A 14,574-nucleotide genomic window follows, 5' to 3' on the forward strand; every position below is an offset into this window, starting at 1 on the left:
TCAGGAGTCGCGGGCGGGCAACCAATGGGTAGTGCTGTTGATGGTAATCAAACGTTGGGTCGCCCGGGTCAGAACGACGTACAGCGCGCGGACGCCGCCCAACGTGTCGCTGACGATCCGGTCCGGCTCGACCACCACGACACCGTCGTACTCGAGGCCCTTCGAGTCCAAGGGGCTGACGGCAACGACCCGCGGGTCGCCGAGCTCGGCCAGCACCGGGTCCACCGCCGGACGCAGCGCCGGCGGCACGATCACGCCGACCGTGCCCTCGACCAGCTGCAGCAGCTCCGCGGCCGCGTCACCGGCCGCCTCGGCGACCTTGCCCGCGTCGAAGATCCGGTGCTCCGGCTCCACGCCCGTACTGCGGACCGCGTTCGGCAGGTCGGCGTCCGGGATCGACTGCCGGATCACCTCGCCGGCGAACGCGTAGATCTCGGCCGAGTTCCGGTAGTTGGTGGACAGCCGGAACGAGTGCCGCTGCAGGTGCGACAGCATCGAGTCCATCGCGGCCTGTGCCTCGGCAGGATCCCGCCAGGAGCTCTGCGCCAGGTCGCCGACGATCGTCCAGCTGGCCTGCGGGCCGCGCCGGGTGACCATCCGCCACTGCATCGGGGAGAGGTCCTGCGCCTCGTCCACGAGAACGTGGGCGTACTCCTCCGGCTCTTCCGCCTCGCGCGCGGCCGCGGCGCGGGCGCGACGCTCGGAGCTCGTCAGTACTTCGTTGACGCCGTCGGTCAGCCCTTCCAGCCAGTCGAACTCCTCGTCGGTGTTCTCCACGATCGGCGGGCGGCCCAGGAGCGTACTGAGCTCGTCCAGCAGAGCCACGTCCGCGACGGTGAACTCCGCCGTCGTCCGGACCGCCGTGGCGAGCGCGTCGACCTCCCTCGGCGTCAGGTCGTTACGGGCCCAGCGCTGCAGGCGGCGCGGGTCGCCGAGCCAGCGCAGTACCGACTCGGCGGTCAGCACCGGCCACCACTGACCGAAGAACGTGCGGAACGCCGGCGTGTCGGTGACGCGGTCACCGAACGCCTCGCGGTCGCCCAGCGGCCCGTTCCGCAGATCCTCCGGGAACCGCTGCCACAACGCGGCGACCAGACCCTTGCGGGCTTCGGCGGCCGCGCGGTTCCGGACGGTACGCCGGAGCGCGTTGCGGCGGACGTTGTCGAGCTGGTTGGCGTCCAGCTCGACGGTCGCACCGCCCAGGAACACCCGCAGTGTCGTCGGCGCGTTCGGCACCCGGTCGCGGGCGGCGCGGGACAGCACACCGCGCATCCGCAGCGAGCCCTTCACCGCGGCCACCTCGGCGCTGTCGACGGCCGTCGCCTTCACACCGTCGACCAGCTCGCCGACGGCGCGCAGCGAGACCGTGTTCTCGCCGAGGCTCGGCAGGACCCGCTCGATGTACGCCATGAAGGCCGCCGACGGACCGACCACCAGTACGCCGCCGCGCTCGAAGCGCCGGCGGTCGCTGTAGAGCAGGTACGCCGCGCGGTGCAGCGCGACCACGGTCTTGCCGGTACCGGGGCCGCCGCCGATCAGCGTGACGCCGCGCGCCGGTGCCCGGATCGCCTCGTCCTGCTCGGCCTGGATGGTGGCGACGATGTCGCGCATGGTGTGCCCGCGGGCCCGGGACAGCGACGCCATCAGCGCGCCCTCACCCATCACCGGCAGGTCCGCCGGCGCCCGTTCCGGCGCCAGCAGATCGTCCTCGAGGCCGGCGATCTTCGCGCCCTTGTTCCGCAGCACGCGCCGCCGGACGACTTTCTGCCGGTCGGTCGGCGTGGCCCGGTAGAACGGCTCGGCGGCGGGCGCACGCCAGTCGATCACCAGCGGCTCGTACTCCGCGTCGCGGACGCCGATCCGCCCGACGTACAGCTTCTCGAGGTCGGCCGCGGTCGAGGCCGGCGGCTGGTCGTCACCGCGGTCGGAGTCGAGCCGGCCGAACACCAGGCCCTCGTGCTCCGCGTCCAGCTCGGCGATCCGGCGGGCAGCGGCGAACACCAGCACGTCCCGCTCGTACAGACCGGTCTGCTCCTCGTCGCGGACACGGCCGACGTTCTGCGCCTGGCCGCGCTGGTGACCTTCGACCGCGATCCGGGACGCGGACCGGGCGGCTTCCTCGACCCGGCCGTACACCCGGTCGACGTGTTGTTGCTCAGCCACCAGCTCAGCCCGCTCGACAGTCTCGTGATCGGCCGATGTGGGGGTTTGATCCACCGAGGTCCTCTCCCGCCGGGAACTCAGAACACAGGAACAACCAATCTTAGTTGGCCCTTCTGTCCAACCCGACAGCGGTCTCAGGCCTTCCCGACGGCGTCCGCGACAATCGCCGCCCCCAGTGTGGTGGCGGGCACACCGGAGCCCGGATGGGCGCCCGCGCCGACGCAGTACAGGCCCTTCACCGGCGACACGTTGGAGGCGCGGCGGCGGGCGGTTCGGTAGCCCTCCCAGGCCACGCCGGCCCACCACGACGGCGACGTCTGCCGCGAGACCACCTGCTCCCGGACAGGCAGCCCACGGGCGACCAACAGGTCCAGTATGTCGTCGGTCGGATACCCGTGGACCAGCACGGACCACGCTCGGTGACCGGCCGGTGCCGTACCACCTGTCCGTACGACGACGGTCGGCGTCCCGTGCAGCACCGTCTCGAACGGCAGCTCCGGCACCGGGTCCTTCAACCCCAGGTGTACGACGTACGCCGCCTGCGCCTGGTGTGTCGAGAGGATCCGCTTACGCACCTTCTTGGCGGCCGGGTCGTCGACCATGGATTCGTAGAGGACGCGCGGGTCGATGTCGCTCACGACGATCTCCGCGGGGATCGCCTCACCGTCCGACAGCCGTACGCCGGAGACAGCCCCGTTGGTCGTGGTCACGCCGACCACCTCGGCACTCGTGCGGACGGTGATCTTCCGCTCGCTCGCTCGCTGCACCAGCGCGTCTGCCAGTGCACCGAAACCCCCGTCGATCGTCCAGCGGCCGAACGTGCGCTCCAGGTACGACCACACGCCGACGTACCCGGGTGTCAGGCTCGCGTCTGAACCGCCCTGGGCTGCGAAGTGTCGCAGGACCGCACGGGCGCGGTCGTCGGTCAGCTCGCGCTGGGCGACCTTCTCCAACGACTGCCACGGCTTGAGCGCGCGGATGGTCTTGATCGGCAGCTTGTGCTCGAGTGGCGGCTCCAGCGAGGTCTTGCGCAGCAGCTGCCACGTGTCGCCGTACGCGTCGACCAGCTTCGTCCACTGCGCGGCGACGGGCGCACCTGCCAGGTCTGTCCACGCCTCCTCCTGCGCACCGCGGTCGCTGACCGGCAGGTCGAGGACCGAGCCGTCGGCGAACATGTGGCGGCGCGGCTCGGTCACCGGTTCCAGTTGGACCAGGCTCTCGATCGGACGGCCGCTCTTGCGGAACAGGTCGCGCAGGGCGGCCGGGAGCGTCGTACTGGCGGCTCCTGCGTCCCAGGTGAAGCCGTCGGCCTCCACGCGGCCCAGCACGCCGCCCAGGTGCTCGTCGCGTTCGCAGACAGTCACCTGGTGGCCGAGCTTCGCCAGCCGCACCGCACTCGCGAGACCGGCCAGACCGGCCCCGACCACAATCACTTCAGCCACTGTTCCCACGTTTCTCTCGCCACGCCTTGAACCTGAGATACCCCCGCCGGATCAGCCTGAACGCGAAGTACACCGCGATCAGCCCGAGGACCAGCAGCACGCCGGCGACGATCAGCGCCGCGACGGGATGGAAGACGGCCAGCGAGACCACACCGGCGACCGCGACATCCTCTCCTGAGGATGCGGCGATGTTGGTGACCGGCTCGGGGGACGTGTTGATCGCGAGTCGCAGGCTCGACTTCACCGTGTGCGAGAGCAGCGCTACCAGACCGCCCGTGGTGGCGATCACGGCCTGGTGCAGCGTGCTCGCCTGACCCGATAGCAACGCGGCCAGGATCGCGCCGACGGTGGGCCGGATCACCGTCGAGATCGCGTCCCAGGCGGAGTCGACGTAGGGGATCTTGTCGGCCACGAACTCGAACGCGAACAGCACGCCCGCCGCGATCAGCACCGGCGTCGTGGTGAGCGCGTGCGGGACTTCGTCGGCGCCGGCGAACCGGCCGAGCAGCCCGAGGATCAGTACGCAGACATAGGCGTTCACACCACTGGCCCAGCCTGTCGTCACCGCCAGCGGCAGCGCTTCCATCCAGGTACTCCGTAACCCGAGGTGGCCGTCAGGTTTTCGTCAGTATCGAACCCGGCGACGTGAGTTTTCGTTAACCGTTGACATCCGCGTCGTCCCGACCCACAGTGACTAGGCTGCCGGTCTGTGTGACCGGCACCCCGCCCACGGGTTCAGGAGATCATCATGCTGCGTCGTCCGAAGATTCTTGCCGCACTCGCTGCGGTAGCTGTGCCGACCGCGCTGGTCGGCGTGTCGTTGGGAAGTCCACCGGCCGAGGCGTCCCAGCCCGGCACCCCGGGTGTCAGCGGTCAGTCCGCGTACGGCGCGGCGGCCGCGAAGTACGGCGTACCGGAGTCGGTCCTGCTGGCCGTCTCGTACGCCGAGTCGCGCTGGGACGACCATGCCGGCGCGCCGAGCACCACCGGCGGGTACGGCCCGATGCACCTCACCGGTCTCGGCGCCTCCGAGGTCGCCGACCTGTCCGGTAAGCAGAAGGTGGCCACGGCCGAGTCCCTGCAGACGCTGAAGAAGGCGTCCGAGCTGACCGGCCTCGACCAGTCCACGCTGCGCACCGACACGACCGCCAACATCGACGGCGGCGCCGCGGTGCTCGCGTCGTACCAGAAGTCGCTCGGCCTGCCGACCGGCGCGAACACGTCAGCCGCCGACTGGTACGGCGCGGTGGCGTCGTACGCCGAGGCGGGGGACAAGGTCGGCGCGGGCGGTTTCGCCGACGACGTCTACTCGATCCTGGCGAAGGGTGCCGCCCGGACCACGAACACCGGCCAGGAGATCGTGATGCCGGCGCTCGCCGTGAAGCCGGACAAGTCCCAGCTGGGCAAGCTTTCGCTGCCGGCCGGCGTCCAGCCGTCCACGTCGAACGTGGAGTGCCCGGCATCGCTCGGGTGCGAGTGGCTGCCGGCGCCGTACCAGGAGTTCGGCACGGCCGGCGACTACGGCAACCACGACCTTGCCGACCGGCCCAAGACCGGCAAGATCGACTACATCGTCATCCACGACACCGAGGGCACCTGGCAGGGCGTGCTGAACCTGGTGCAGGACCCGACGTACGTGAGCTGGAACTACACCATGCGCTCGTCCGACGGTCACGTCTGGCAGCACGTGAAGGCCAAGGACGTCGCCTGGCACGCCGGCAACTGGTACGTGAACATGCACAGCATCGGCATCGAGCACGAGGGCTTCGCGCCGCAGGGTGCGACCTGGTTCACGGAGTCGCTGTACCGCAACTCGGCCAAGCTGGTGCGCTACCTGGCCATGAAGAACAACATCCCGCTCGACCGGGCACACATCATCGGCCACGACCAGGTGCCGGGCACGGTTCCGTCCACGGTCCGCGGCATGCACTGGGACCCGGGACCGTACTGGGACTGGGAGCACTACTTCGACCTGCTCGGCGCGCCGATCTGGGGCAAGTCCGTGCTGCCGGTCAAGGCCGGGTCGATCGTCACGATCAAGCCTGGGTTCCAGGGCAACGTCCAGGTCGTCTCCAACTGCGACGCGCCGAACACGACCTGCGCGCCGCAGGCCACGAACTTCGTGTACCTCCGCCAGGCGCCGGACGACAACGCTCCGCTGGTCAAGGACCTCGGTCTGCACCCGGACGGATCCGCCGGCACCACTGACGTGTCCGACATGGGCTCGCGGGCCGCAGCGGGCTCGCGGTACGTCGTTGCGCAGCGCCAGGGTGACTGGGTGGCCGTCTGGTACCTGGGTGCGCTCGGCTGGTTCAAGAGCCCGGCGTCCGCACCGGATGCGTTCGCCAAGCCCGGTCTGGTCGTGAAGCCGAAGGCAGGTCTCGCGTCTGTGCCGGTGTACGGACGGGCCTACCCGGAGAAGTCGGCGTACCCGGCGGGGATCCCGTACCAGACGGTGACTCCGCTGCAGTACACGATCGGCGCGGGCCAGGCTTACCCGGTCGCGGACCTGAGCATCGAGACCGACTACTACCGGGCCGTGACGTTCGACGGGCAGCCGCCGGCCGACCACGTTCAGGTGCTCGGCAACGACAAGTACTACGAGATCTGGTTCGGTCACCGGATGGCGTACGTGCGGGCTGCCGACGTGGACGTCCGCCCGGCCGTCTAGTCTGTCGCTCGTGATCGACGAAGCCGTTCAGCCATTGCTGGACGGCTTCGTCACGTCCGTACGCGAGGTCGCGAAGGTACGGGCGGTCTGGCTGCACGGGTCGCTGGCGCTGGGGGACTACCAGCTGGGTCGCAGCGACCTGGACGTGATCGTCGTGGTGTCCGAGCCTCCGCCGCCCTCCGTCGCCGAAATGCATCGCCAGCTGATTCGGTCGTACCCGCTGGCCGACAAGCTGCACTGCTCGTACATGACGGACCTCGCGGACCTGTCCGTGCGGCACCCGACGTTCGCACACCAGCGGTACTTCGACCGGCCGGTCACGCCGGTGACCCGCCGGGAGCTTGCCATCGGCAACCGAACGCTCTTCGGGCAGGCGCCCGCCGAGCTGCTGCCACCGGTGTCCGACGAGGAGCTGTTCGAGTTCGTCCGCCGGGACCTGCGCGAGTTCTGGCTGCCGGCGACCCGGAAGCGCGGGAACTGGTACGCCGACATCTGGGTCGACCTGAGCCTGCTCACGATCGCCCGGGCGCACGTCACGCTGGCGACCGGCGACCTGATCACGAAACGCGCCGCCTTCGACGTCCTGCCCCGGCTCGGGGCTCCGGCAGACGTCGTCGAGGACATCAGGCGCCGCCGCTACGGATCGGACGTCCGCACCGGGCCGTGGTGGCGGCACACGCGCGCGGGGCTGGCCCGGCGGTTCGTCAGGACCGCGATTCCCGCGATCCTGAAGCAACCCGTCAGTTGACGGTGATCTCGGTGCCGTCGGTGAGCTTCAGCAGCTCGTCGTACGTCGTCGGGAACACCGAGTGCGGGATGCCGGCCGCGGCCCAGATCACGTCGTACTGCGCCAGCGCGGTGTCCACGTACGTCGGGACCCGGCCCGGGTGCCCGACCGGGGCGACGCCGCCGATCGACTGGCCGGTGTGCTCCTTGACGAACTCCGGGGTGGCCCGCTTCAGCTTCCCGATCCCGAGCCCGGCGGCCACCTTCGCGGTGTCCACCCGGTGCGCGCCCGAGGTCAGGATCAGCACCGGGGTGCCGTCGCCGTCGAAGATCAGGCTGTTCGCGATCGCGCCGACCTCGCAGCCGAGCTCCGCCGCCGCGGCCGCCGCGGTCGGCACCGCCTCGTCCAGGATCACGATCTCTCCGGTGGCGCCGGCCGCCCGCAGCGCGTCGGCCACCTTCTGCACATTGGGATGACTGCTCACCCTGCGAGCTTAGGTGTCCTGTCACCCCGTTTTCGCGCACCGTCCGAAAACTGTCGGTGGCCTCCGGCACGATCAAGACATGGAGACCGGAACCCTGCCCAGCAGCGCCGCCGCCGCGGTCGCGGCTGCCCGTGGCCCGGTCCCCGGCGCGCCGGCACCGGCTCCCGTTGACGACTGTCGGCAGACGACGATACGCTTCCAGTGTTCGAACAGATGTTCGATTGCCTCGGACCCGGCTTCGTCGGGAGGCCGGACCGGGGTGGACCGGGCAGCTGGACGACTCCGGTGCGGAGTTGCGGCCGCATCGGAATCCGGTGGCCCCGGCGGGCCGGGCACCGGGGTGGTCCTCGACCCCCACCCCGGGCTCACCCGCCGGGCCGCCGGCCCCGGACCGGCCGTTCAGCAGGACGCGGAACACAGGAGGCGATGGAGCATGTGGGAGTTCGACGACGCCGTCGAGGTGCACTCGGTGCCGGTGGACGGCGTGCAGATCCCCGACCAGTTCCTGTGGCGCGGCCGGCTCTGGCGGGTCCGCGCCGTCCGCTCGCAGTGGACCGAGACCGCCGCCTGGTGGGAGCGCGGCGTGATCGGCACCGGCCGGACCTACGACCCGCTGGCCCGCACCGACACCCTCGCGCGGATCGACGCGGCCACGGTCGCGGAGGTCTGCTCGGCGGCCGTCGGCGTGCTGGACGCGGAATGGGGACCGGAGCGCACGGTGTTCCGGGTGGAAGCCGGCAGCGGCCGGCTCGGACGGCAGGAGATGTTCGATCTCGCCCACGACCCGCATTCGGGCCGTTGGCAACTGGAGAGGGTGACCGACCGATGACCGTTTCACCGGTGTCGCCGGCCGCGGCCGGCGCGGCCAGCCGTGAGCTGTCCCGTGCCCGGGCCGCGCTGGCCGAGGCGACCGAGACCACCGACCACCTGATCCGCTACTCCAGCGCGCACGTCGCGGCGCTCCGGGTCGCGGCCGCGGTCCTCGCCGTCCGCGCCCGCCCGGTCCGCTCGGGCAGCCGCCGCCGGGTGCAGCGCAACGCCTGGGTGCTGCTCGCCGAGGTCGCGCCGGAGTTCGGCGAGTGGGCCACGTTCTTCGCCGCCGGCGCGGCCCAGCGTGCGGCCGCCGAGGCCGGGCTGGAGCGCGCCGTCAGCACCCGCGAGGCCGACGACCTGGTCCGCGCGGTCGACCTGTTCTACACCCAGGTGGAGGCGAGCCTGCGGCTCTCCACCAGCCCGGTGCTCACCGCGACCACCGATCCGCAGTCCGTCCTCACCCAGTCCTGGATGCAGGCGAGCTGACCCACCCCGTAGTTGAGGAGATCCCGACCGTGAGCGAAACCACGAGAGGCCTGGGCAAGGACCTGTGCGCTCGCGTCCATGCCGTCACCGGCGCCGAGTGCTACCTGCCGGACACCCACTACCCGCGACCGCACCAGTCCCTGGCCGGCGACTCCTGGCACGACGGCCTCTGCACCCGGTGCGCGGGCTCCGGGCTGTACGCCGACGCCCTCTGCCCGGCCTGCAACGGCACGGCGTTCGAGCCGCTGACGCTTCCTGAGACCTACCAACCCGGCTGACCGTCGTCGCGCCTTGGGTAGGGTCGGCGCTGTGAGCGGACTTCCCGTGTTGGACGTCGACGAGCAGCGGGTTCTCGGGAGCTTGCTGGAGAAGCAGTTGACCGTGCCGGCGTCGTACCCGTTGACGGCGAACGCGTTGCGGACGGCCTGTAACCAGACCAGCAATCGCGATCCGGTCGTGGACTACGACCAAGGCACCGTCGAGCGGGTCGCCCGCGGGCTGCGGGATCGCGAGCTGCTGCGGATCGTCTGGGTCGACACCGGCCGCCGGACGCTGAAGTACCACCAGATCCTCGACGAGAAGCTCGGCCTCGAGGACGACGAGCGCGCGCTGATCACGGTGCTGCTGCTCCGCGGGGCGCAGGCGCCGGGGGAGTTGCGGACCCGGACCGAGCGGCTGCACCGGTTCGAGGACCGCGCCGACGTCGAGGCCTGTCTGCAACGGATGGCCGCGCGTCCCGAGCCGCTCGTCCGCGAGCTCGAACGCCGCGCCGGTCAGCACGACCGCCGCTGGATCCACCTGCTGGGCCCGGTGTCCGAGGCCGAGGCGGCCGCCGCGGTGGAGTCCGTCGACCGCGACGCGGTGATCGCCGACGGCGGTGCCGCCCGTGACGAGCGGGTGCGGTCGGCGTACGACGCGGTGGCTACGGCGTACGCGGACGAACTGCTCGACGAGCTGGACGGGCTGCCGTTCGAGCGCTGGCTGCTGGACCGGGTGATTGCCGACGCCGACGGCCGACCGATCGTCGAGGTCGGCGCGGGTCCCGGGCACGTGACGGCGTACCTCGCCGATCGGGACGCGGACGCGACCGGTCTCGACCTGTCGCCGGAGATGGTGGCCGAGGCACGCCGGCGGTTCCCGCGGCTCAGCTTCGAGGTCGGCGACCTGCGGCGGCTCGGTCGCCCACCGGCCAGTTCCGGCTGGGCGGCCGTGCTCGCCTGGTACTCGCTGATCCACCTCGCGGTGTCGGAGCTGCCGGAGACGATCGCCGCGCTGACCCGGCCGCTGGATCCCGGCGGGCTGCTGGTGATCGCGCTGCACGCCGGTGACGAGGTCCTCCACGTCGGCGAGTTCTTCGGCCACGAGGTCAGCCTGGACTACGTCCTGCACAACCCCGCCCAGCTCGTGCAGCTGCTCGAAGCCGCCGGCCTGACCGACATCGAGTGGTACCTCCGCGGCCCGCTCGCGAGTCACGCCGAGACCACCAACCGCCTGTACCTCGTGGCCCGTACTCCGGCCTGATCGGCGCGTGCCAGTAGGGTGTGGCGCGGCGGTGTGGACTCGGCTGGAGGGGTAGATGGTGGAGCGGCGGCGACGCGGCGTACGGACGGCGTTGGTCGGCGAGGCGCTGCGCGTTGCGTTGGCGGCGCGGGAGCGGACCGATCCGGGCGCCGGCCTGGACATCGTCGACCTGGGCGGCGGGACCGGTGGATTCGCGGTGCCGCTGGCGGTCGAGGGGCACCGGGTGACGGTCGTCGACCCGAGCCCGGACGCGCTCGCCTCACTCGAACGCCGGGCCCGCGACGAAGGCGTCAGCGAACTGGTCCGCGGCGTCCAGGGTGACGCGGCGGAGCTGCTGGGACTGACCGGGGAGTCGACCGCGGACGCGGTCCTGTGTCACGGCGTGCTCGAGGTCGTCGACGACCCGGTGCAGGCGCTGCAGGCGATGGCGTCGGTGCTGCGGGAAGGCGGCGTACTGAGCCTGCTCGTTGCCCAGCGCAACGCGGTGGTGCTGGCCCGGGCACTGGCCGGGCACCTGGCCGAGGCGCGGATCGCGCTGCAGGACCCGGACGGGCGCTGGGGCGCCACCGATCCGATGCCGCGCCGGTTCGACGAGGCGGTGATCACGGCGCAGCTGGCCGACGCCGGGTTCATGGTGCACACGGTGCACGGGGTCCGGACGTTCGCCGACCTGGTGCCGTCCGCGTTCGTCGACTCCGAGCCGGGCGCGGCCGATTCGCTGGCCGAGCTCGAGCGGGCGGCGAGCCAGCACCCGGCGTTCCGCGCGCTGGCGACGCAGTTGCACATCCTCGCCACCCGCTGATCGGCACCCGCAACAGAGGGTGACATCGGCAGGCAGTTGCGCGACCGTGACGCGCTGGACAGGCGGTCAGGGTTTCGTGTGACGCGGGCGCGGCCTAGACTGGAGGCGGCCTATCGAGATCGCGCTCATCATGGAGGGATCGACGGTGCCCCTCTCGGAAGAAGAGCAGCGCCAGTTCGAGCAGCTCGAACGTGCCCTTGCTGCGGAAGACCCGAAGTTCGTTTCCGCCATGCGTGGGACAAATGTGCGCTTGTACTACCGGCGCCGGGCAGTTCTTGCCGGCGTCGGATTCGTGCTGGGCATCGCGGTGCTGATGACCGGTGCGATCCTGCCCAACACCATCATCGGAGTCATCGGCTTCGTGATGATGGTCGCCTGCCTGTACGTCGCGGCGCTGAGTATGAAGCGGATCAGCAACGCGGGAGAGTCCGACGACATCCCGCCGCCTCCGCCGGCCAAGCGCCACCGGACCAGGCACGACTCGTCGGGCAGCTTCATGGAGCGCATGGAGGACCGCTGGCGCCGCCGCCGCGAGGAAGACCTCTGACAGCCTGACATCCCGGCCACACCCGCGCCCCCGAGGCCGGGTGTGGCCGTTTCTGCACGGTCATGGCAACGTTCGGCCATGCTCACCATCGGACGCCTGACCGCAGCTGACCGCGCCGCCTGGCAGACCCTGTTCGCCGGCTATAACGAGTTCTACGGCCGGACGATGCCGGACGACTTCTTCGACCAGGCGTGGGTCAGGTTCCAGCGCGACGAGGAGATCCATGCCCTCGGCGCCTACGTCGACGGCCGGCTGGTCGGCATCGCGCACTTCCTCACCCACGCCAGTACGACGGCACCGGACGCCTGCTACCTGCAGGACCTGTTCACCGCTCCGGAAGCGCGCGGGCAGGGCGTGGCGCGGGCGCTGATCGGCGCGGTCACCGAGTGGGCCCGGGAGCGGGAGTGCGGTCGCGTGTACTGGTCCACGCACGAGTCGAACGCGACCGCACGCCGGCTCTACGACCAGGTAGCCGAGAACCGGGGGTTCATCCTCTATGTGATCCCGCTGTAGAGCGCTTCGGGAGCAGCACCGAGCGGAGCCGGGCCAGCAGCAGGTCGAACTCGTCCAGCAGGTCCGACGCCTCGGTCGTGCCGCGGCTCAGGTACCACCGCCAGGACGGCGGCAGCAGCCGCGCCCGCCACCGGCGCCGCGCCGGCGCCTGCGCCCACAGGGCCTGCCGTACAGCGGCCGCGTCGTCGCGCAGGTCCAGCTCGAGGTTCGAGTCGCCGGCGTACCGGAGCGCCTCGATGCCTCGGGCCAGCCGGCGCGCGGCCGGATGGGTCTCCGCGGGCAGCTGCGACACCAGCCACTGACCGGACTGGCGCGGCGTCGAGATCTCCGACCAGTCGAGGTCCAGGTCCCGCGCGGTGTCCCGGATCTCGGCCCACAGCCCTTCGGCCCCGGCCCGTCCCGGCGGGCGCAGGTACCGCCGCCGGCGGGTGAGGGTCCGGACCAGCCACGGGATGCAGATCAGCAGGAGCACGCCGAGCCCACCGGCGATCGCCTGCCCGCCGCCGTTGCTGAACCAGTTGCCGGTGCCGGTCGCTGTACCGCCGCTCTGGTCCGACAGGTTCGGGTCGTGCCGCGGCTTGTCGATCGGCGCGGTCTGCTTCGCACCCGGCGTGGTCGGCTCGGTGGTCGTCGTCGGAGTGGTCGGGGTGGTGGTCTCGTCGGCGGGGACCGTCCAGCCGGGCGTGGTCGACACGCGAGCGGACGGGGTCGGCTCGAACCGGACCCAGCCGGTGCCCTGGAAGTACAGCTCCGGCCAGGCGTGCATGTCGTGCATCCGCACCGTGTAGACGCCGTCCTTGCCGGCTGTCCCGGGCAGGAACCCGATGCCGACCCGGGCCGGGATGCCGAGGATCCGGGCCATCAGCGCCATCCCGGTCGCGAACTGCTCGCAGTACCCGGACTTGCTGGTCAGCAGGAAGTCTTCGAGCGCTGCCATCCCGCTGCCCTTGACGTTCTGCGTGCTGTAGGTGAACCCGCCGCCGGTGCGGAACCAGTCCTGCAGCAGCACAGCCGCCTCGAACTTGTTGTCCTTGGCGTCCGCGGTCACCCGGTAGGCCAGCTGCTTGATGCTCTCCGGCGTCCGCTCCGGGACGACCATCGTGTACTTGTCCGGGGCGGCGGTGGTGATCGAGTCGTGCAGCTGGTCCGGCGTCGGCTCGATGTCGTACGCCGTGAGCTTGTACTTCTTGCCCGCGACGATGCCGCCGTTGCCGGACATCACGTCCAGCGCGTTGGCGTCGTAGTTCCAGTCCTTCTTCAGCGAGATCGAGTGCAGCGGGTAGGGGACCGGGACGAGCTGCGAGCGGAGGTCGCGGGTGACGTTGATGTCCATCGTGGTCAGCGGGACCTTGGAGAGGTCGCCGTTGAAGCCGGGCGGGGGAGTCAGGTCGCCGGTCACCCGGTTCTCCTGGCCGCGCGGCGCGATCTGCCAGGTGTTGCCGTCGAACAGGTCGAGCGCGGTCAGCCGCAGGTAACTGCCGCCGGATGGGCCGCCCTTGTACGTCAGCGCGACCACGTTCTCGCCGCGCTTGAGGTTGCGGCCCATGTCCAGCATCGGGTTGGTCGACGAGATCGACGCACCGATCCCGGTGCCGGAACTGCCCCCGGCCAGACCGTTGCCGATCACGCCTTCGGGCAGCGACGGCAACAACGCGGGCAGCAGGGCGGCGATCGCGACCACGGTCAGCCCGATCCGGCGGCCGGCCTGACCGAGCGCCGACGCCTCCACGGGCTCGGCCGCGTCCAGGTGCGAGACGCCCGAGATCCGGCGGCCCCAGCGGCTCAGCCGGCTGCGGCCCTCGGCGGACAGCAGCACGATGTAGCCGATCGCCGGCGGGATGAACAGCAGCCACGGCAGCCCGCCGTGCACGGTCGCCGCCGGCACCGTGTACATGATCAGCAGCAACAGCCCGGACCACGCCGCCTGCCGGAGCTGGACCGCGATCACGTGGATCAGGAACCCGGTCACCGCGATCACGGTCACCGCGAACAACGTCAGATGCGGGTCCTGCGGCAGCGGCGCGCTGAACCGGTTGATCGAGTCCATCGCGTCGGCCATCTGCGCGTTGAACTCGAGCGCGGTGGCCTTCCACGGGAACAGCCCGAACTTCATCGTGCTGTGCAGGAAGAACAGCGAGAGCAGCTCGACCAGCACCAGCAGCTGGACGATCGGTACGACGATCCGGGGGATGCGCAGGTTCTGCAGCAGGACACCGACGCCGGTGATCAGCGCACAGAGGAACACGCTGACGAAGAGGAACGGCCCGGAGAACACCGGCGTCAGCACCAACGACCCGAGCGCGGTCGCACCCCAAGCAGCTATCGAAATCCTCGCGTGACCGGTCATCGGGCCTCCGGGCCTGGACTGAGGAGCGAAGCGACGAGGGAAGGCCGGGAGCAAAAGC

General features: G+C 70.9%; 14 protein-coding genes. 9 read left to right on the forward strand and 5 right to left on the reverse strand.

Going from position 1 to position 14,574, the window contains the following annotated elements:
* The 3 genes from AB0M51_RS04420 to AB0M51_RS04430 form a co-directional block, all read right to left on the reverse strand.
* Complete coding sequence (locus tag AB0M51_RS04420; RefSeq protein ID WP_344201121.1) at window positions 1-2,217, reverse strand: UvrD-helicase domain-containing protein; 2,217 nt, start codon at window positions 2,215-2,217, stop codon at window positions 1-3.
* Window positions 2,218-2,297: 80 nt separating this feature from the next.
* A complete protein-coding gene (locus AB0M51_RS04425) occupies window positions 2,298-3,605 on the reverse strand; it encodes an FAD-dependent oxidoreductase (protein WP_344201118.1) in 1,308 nt (435 codons plus the stop codon).
* Window positions 3,598-4,191: a DUF4126 domain-containing protein gene (locus AB0M51_RS04430; RefSeq protein WP_363748039.1), complete on the reverse strand. Its 594-nt coding sequence runs from the start codon at window positions 4,189-4,191 to the stop codon at window positions 3,598-3,600. The genes AB0M51_RS04425 and AB0M51_RS04430 overlap by 8 nt, the downstream gene beginning before the upstream one ends.
* A 162-nt stretch (window positions 4,192-4,353) precedes the next feature.
* On the opposite strand from AB0M51_RS04430, the gene AB0M51_RS04435 reads away from it, so the two are divergent.
* A complete protein-coding gene (locus tag AB0M51_RS04435; protein WP_344201113.1) occupies window positions 4,354-6,276 on the forward strand; it encodes an N-acetylmuramoyl-L-alanine amidase in 1,923 nt (640 codons plus the stop codon).
* Window positions 6,277-6,286: 10 nt separating this feature from the next.
* Window positions 6,287-7,024: a nucleotidyltransferase domain-containing protein gene (locus tag AB0M51_RS04440; protein WP_344201110.1), complete on the forward strand. Its 738-nt coding sequence runs from the start codon at window positions 6,287-6,289 to the stop codon at window positions 7,022-7,024.
* Here AB0M51_RS04440 and AB0M51_RS04445 read toward each other — a convergent pair.
* Window positions 7,017-7,487: a YbaK/EbsC family protein gene (locus AB0M51_RS04445; protein ID WP_344201107.1), complete on the reverse strand. Its 471-nt coding sequence runs from the start codon at window positions 7,485-7,487 to the stop codon at window positions 7,017-7,019. The two genes, AB0M51_RS04440 and AB0M51_RS04445, sit on opposite strands and share 8 nt — an antisense overlap.
* A gap of 433 nt (window positions 7,488-7,920) precedes the next feature.
* Between AB0M51_RS04445 and AB0M51_RS04450 the strand changes: the two genes are divergently transcribed.
* The 7 genes from AB0M51_RS04450 (at window position 7,921) to AB0M51_RS04480 (ending at window position 12,169) form a co-directional block, all read left to right on the forward strand.
* Window positions 7,921-8,316 (forward strand): DUF6504 family protein, encoded by a 396-nt coding sequence (locus tag AB0M51_RS04450; protein WP_344201104.1) that lies wholly within the window; start codon window positions 7,921-7,923, stop codon window positions 8,314-8,316.
* Window positions 8,313-8,786, forward strand: coding sequence for an SAV_6107 family HEPN domain-containing protein (locus AB0M51_RS04455; RefSeq protein WP_344201102.1), 474 nt, complete (start codon window positions 8,313-8,315; stop codon window positions 8,784-8,786). Before AB0M51_RS04450 ends, AB0M51_RS04455 begins: the two co-directional genes overlap by 4 nt.
* A 29-nt stretch (window positions 8,787-8,815) precedes the next feature.
* Window positions 8,816-9,064 (forward strand): hypothetical protein, encoded by a 249-nt coding sequence (locus tag AB0M51_RS04460; protein WP_344201099.1) that lies wholly within the window; start codon window positions 8,816-8,818, stop codon window positions 9,062-9,064.
* A 31-nt stretch (window positions 9,065-9,095) separates the two neighbouring features.
* Complete coding sequence (locus tag AB0M51_RS04465) at window positions 9,096-10,307, forward strand: DUF480 domain-containing protein (RefSeq protein WP_344201096.1); 1,212 nt, start codon at window positions 9,096-9,098, stop codon at window positions 10,305-10,307.
* A 55-nt stretch (window positions 10,308-10,362) separates the two neighbouring features.
* Window positions 10,363-11,109, forward strand: a complete 747-nt coding sequence (locus AB0M51_RS04470; RefSeq protein ID WP_344201094.1) for a methyltransferase domain-containing protein — start codon at window positions 10,363-10,365, stop codon at window positions 11,107-11,109.
* Between the two features lie 145 nt (window positions 11,110-11,254).
* Window positions 11,255-11,656, forward strand: coding sequence for a DUF3040 domain-containing protein (locus AB0M51_RS04475; RefSeq protein WP_344201091.1), 402 nt, complete (start codon window positions 11,255-11,257; stop codon window positions 11,654-11,656).
* Between the two features lie 78 nt (window positions 11,657-11,734).
* Window positions 11,735-12,169 (forward strand): GNAT family N-acetyltransferase, encoded by a 435-nt coding sequence (locus AB0M51_RS04480; protein ID WP_344201088.1) that lies wholly within the window; start codon window positions 11,735-11,737, stop codon window positions 12,167-12,169.
* On the opposite strand, the gene AB0M51_RS04485 is transcribed toward AB0M51_RS04480, so the two are convergent.
* Complete coding sequence (locus AB0M51_RS04485) at window positions 12,144-14,516, reverse strand: DUF3488 and transglutaminase-like domain-containing protein (protein WP_344201085.1); 2,373 nt, start codon at window positions 14,514-14,516, stop codon at window positions 12,144-12,146. The genes AB0M51_RS04480 and AB0M51_RS04485 overlap by 26 nt on opposite strands.
* Window positions 14,517-14,574: the final 58 nt, after the last annotated feature.

It is taken from the genome of Kribbella sp. NPDC051137 (assembly GCF_040682535.1).
GTDB lineage: Bacteria > Actinomycetota > Actinomycetes > Propionibacteriales > Kribbellaceae > Kribbella > Kribbella karoonensis.

Excerpts from the sequence above, each read along its gene's own strand:
- AB0M51_RS04455 (WP_344201102.1), top strand. The coding sequence starts at position 8,313 with ATGACCGTTTCACCGGTGTCGCCGGCCGCGGCCGGCGCGGCCAGCCGT.
- AB0M51_RS04430 (WP_363748039.1), bottom strand. The coding sequence starts at position 4,191 with ATGGAAGCGCTGCCGCTGGCGGTGACGACAGGCTGGGCCAGTGGTGTG.
- AB0M51_RS04470 (WP_344201094.1), top strand. The coding sequence starts at position 10,363 with ATGGTGGAGCGGCGGCGACGCGGCGTACGGACGGCGTTGGTCGGCGAG.
- AB0M51_RS04480 (WP_344201088.1), top strand. The coding sequence starts at position 11,735 with ATGCTCACCATCGGACGCCTGACCGCAGCTGACCGCGCCGCCTGGCAG.
- AB0M51_RS04450 (WP_344201104.1), top strand. The coding sequence starts at position 7,921 with ATGTGGGAGTTCGACGACGCCGTCGAGGTGCACTCGGTGCCGGTGGAC.
- AB0M51_RS04485 (WP_344201085.1), bottom strand. The coding sequence starts at position 14,516 with ATGACCGGTCACGCGAGGATTTCGATAGCTGCTTGGGGTGCGACCGCG.
- AB0M51_RS04435 (WP_344201113.1), top strand. The coding sequence starts at position 4,354 with ATGCTGCGTCGTCCGAAGATTCTTGCCGCACTCGCTGCGGTAGCTGTG.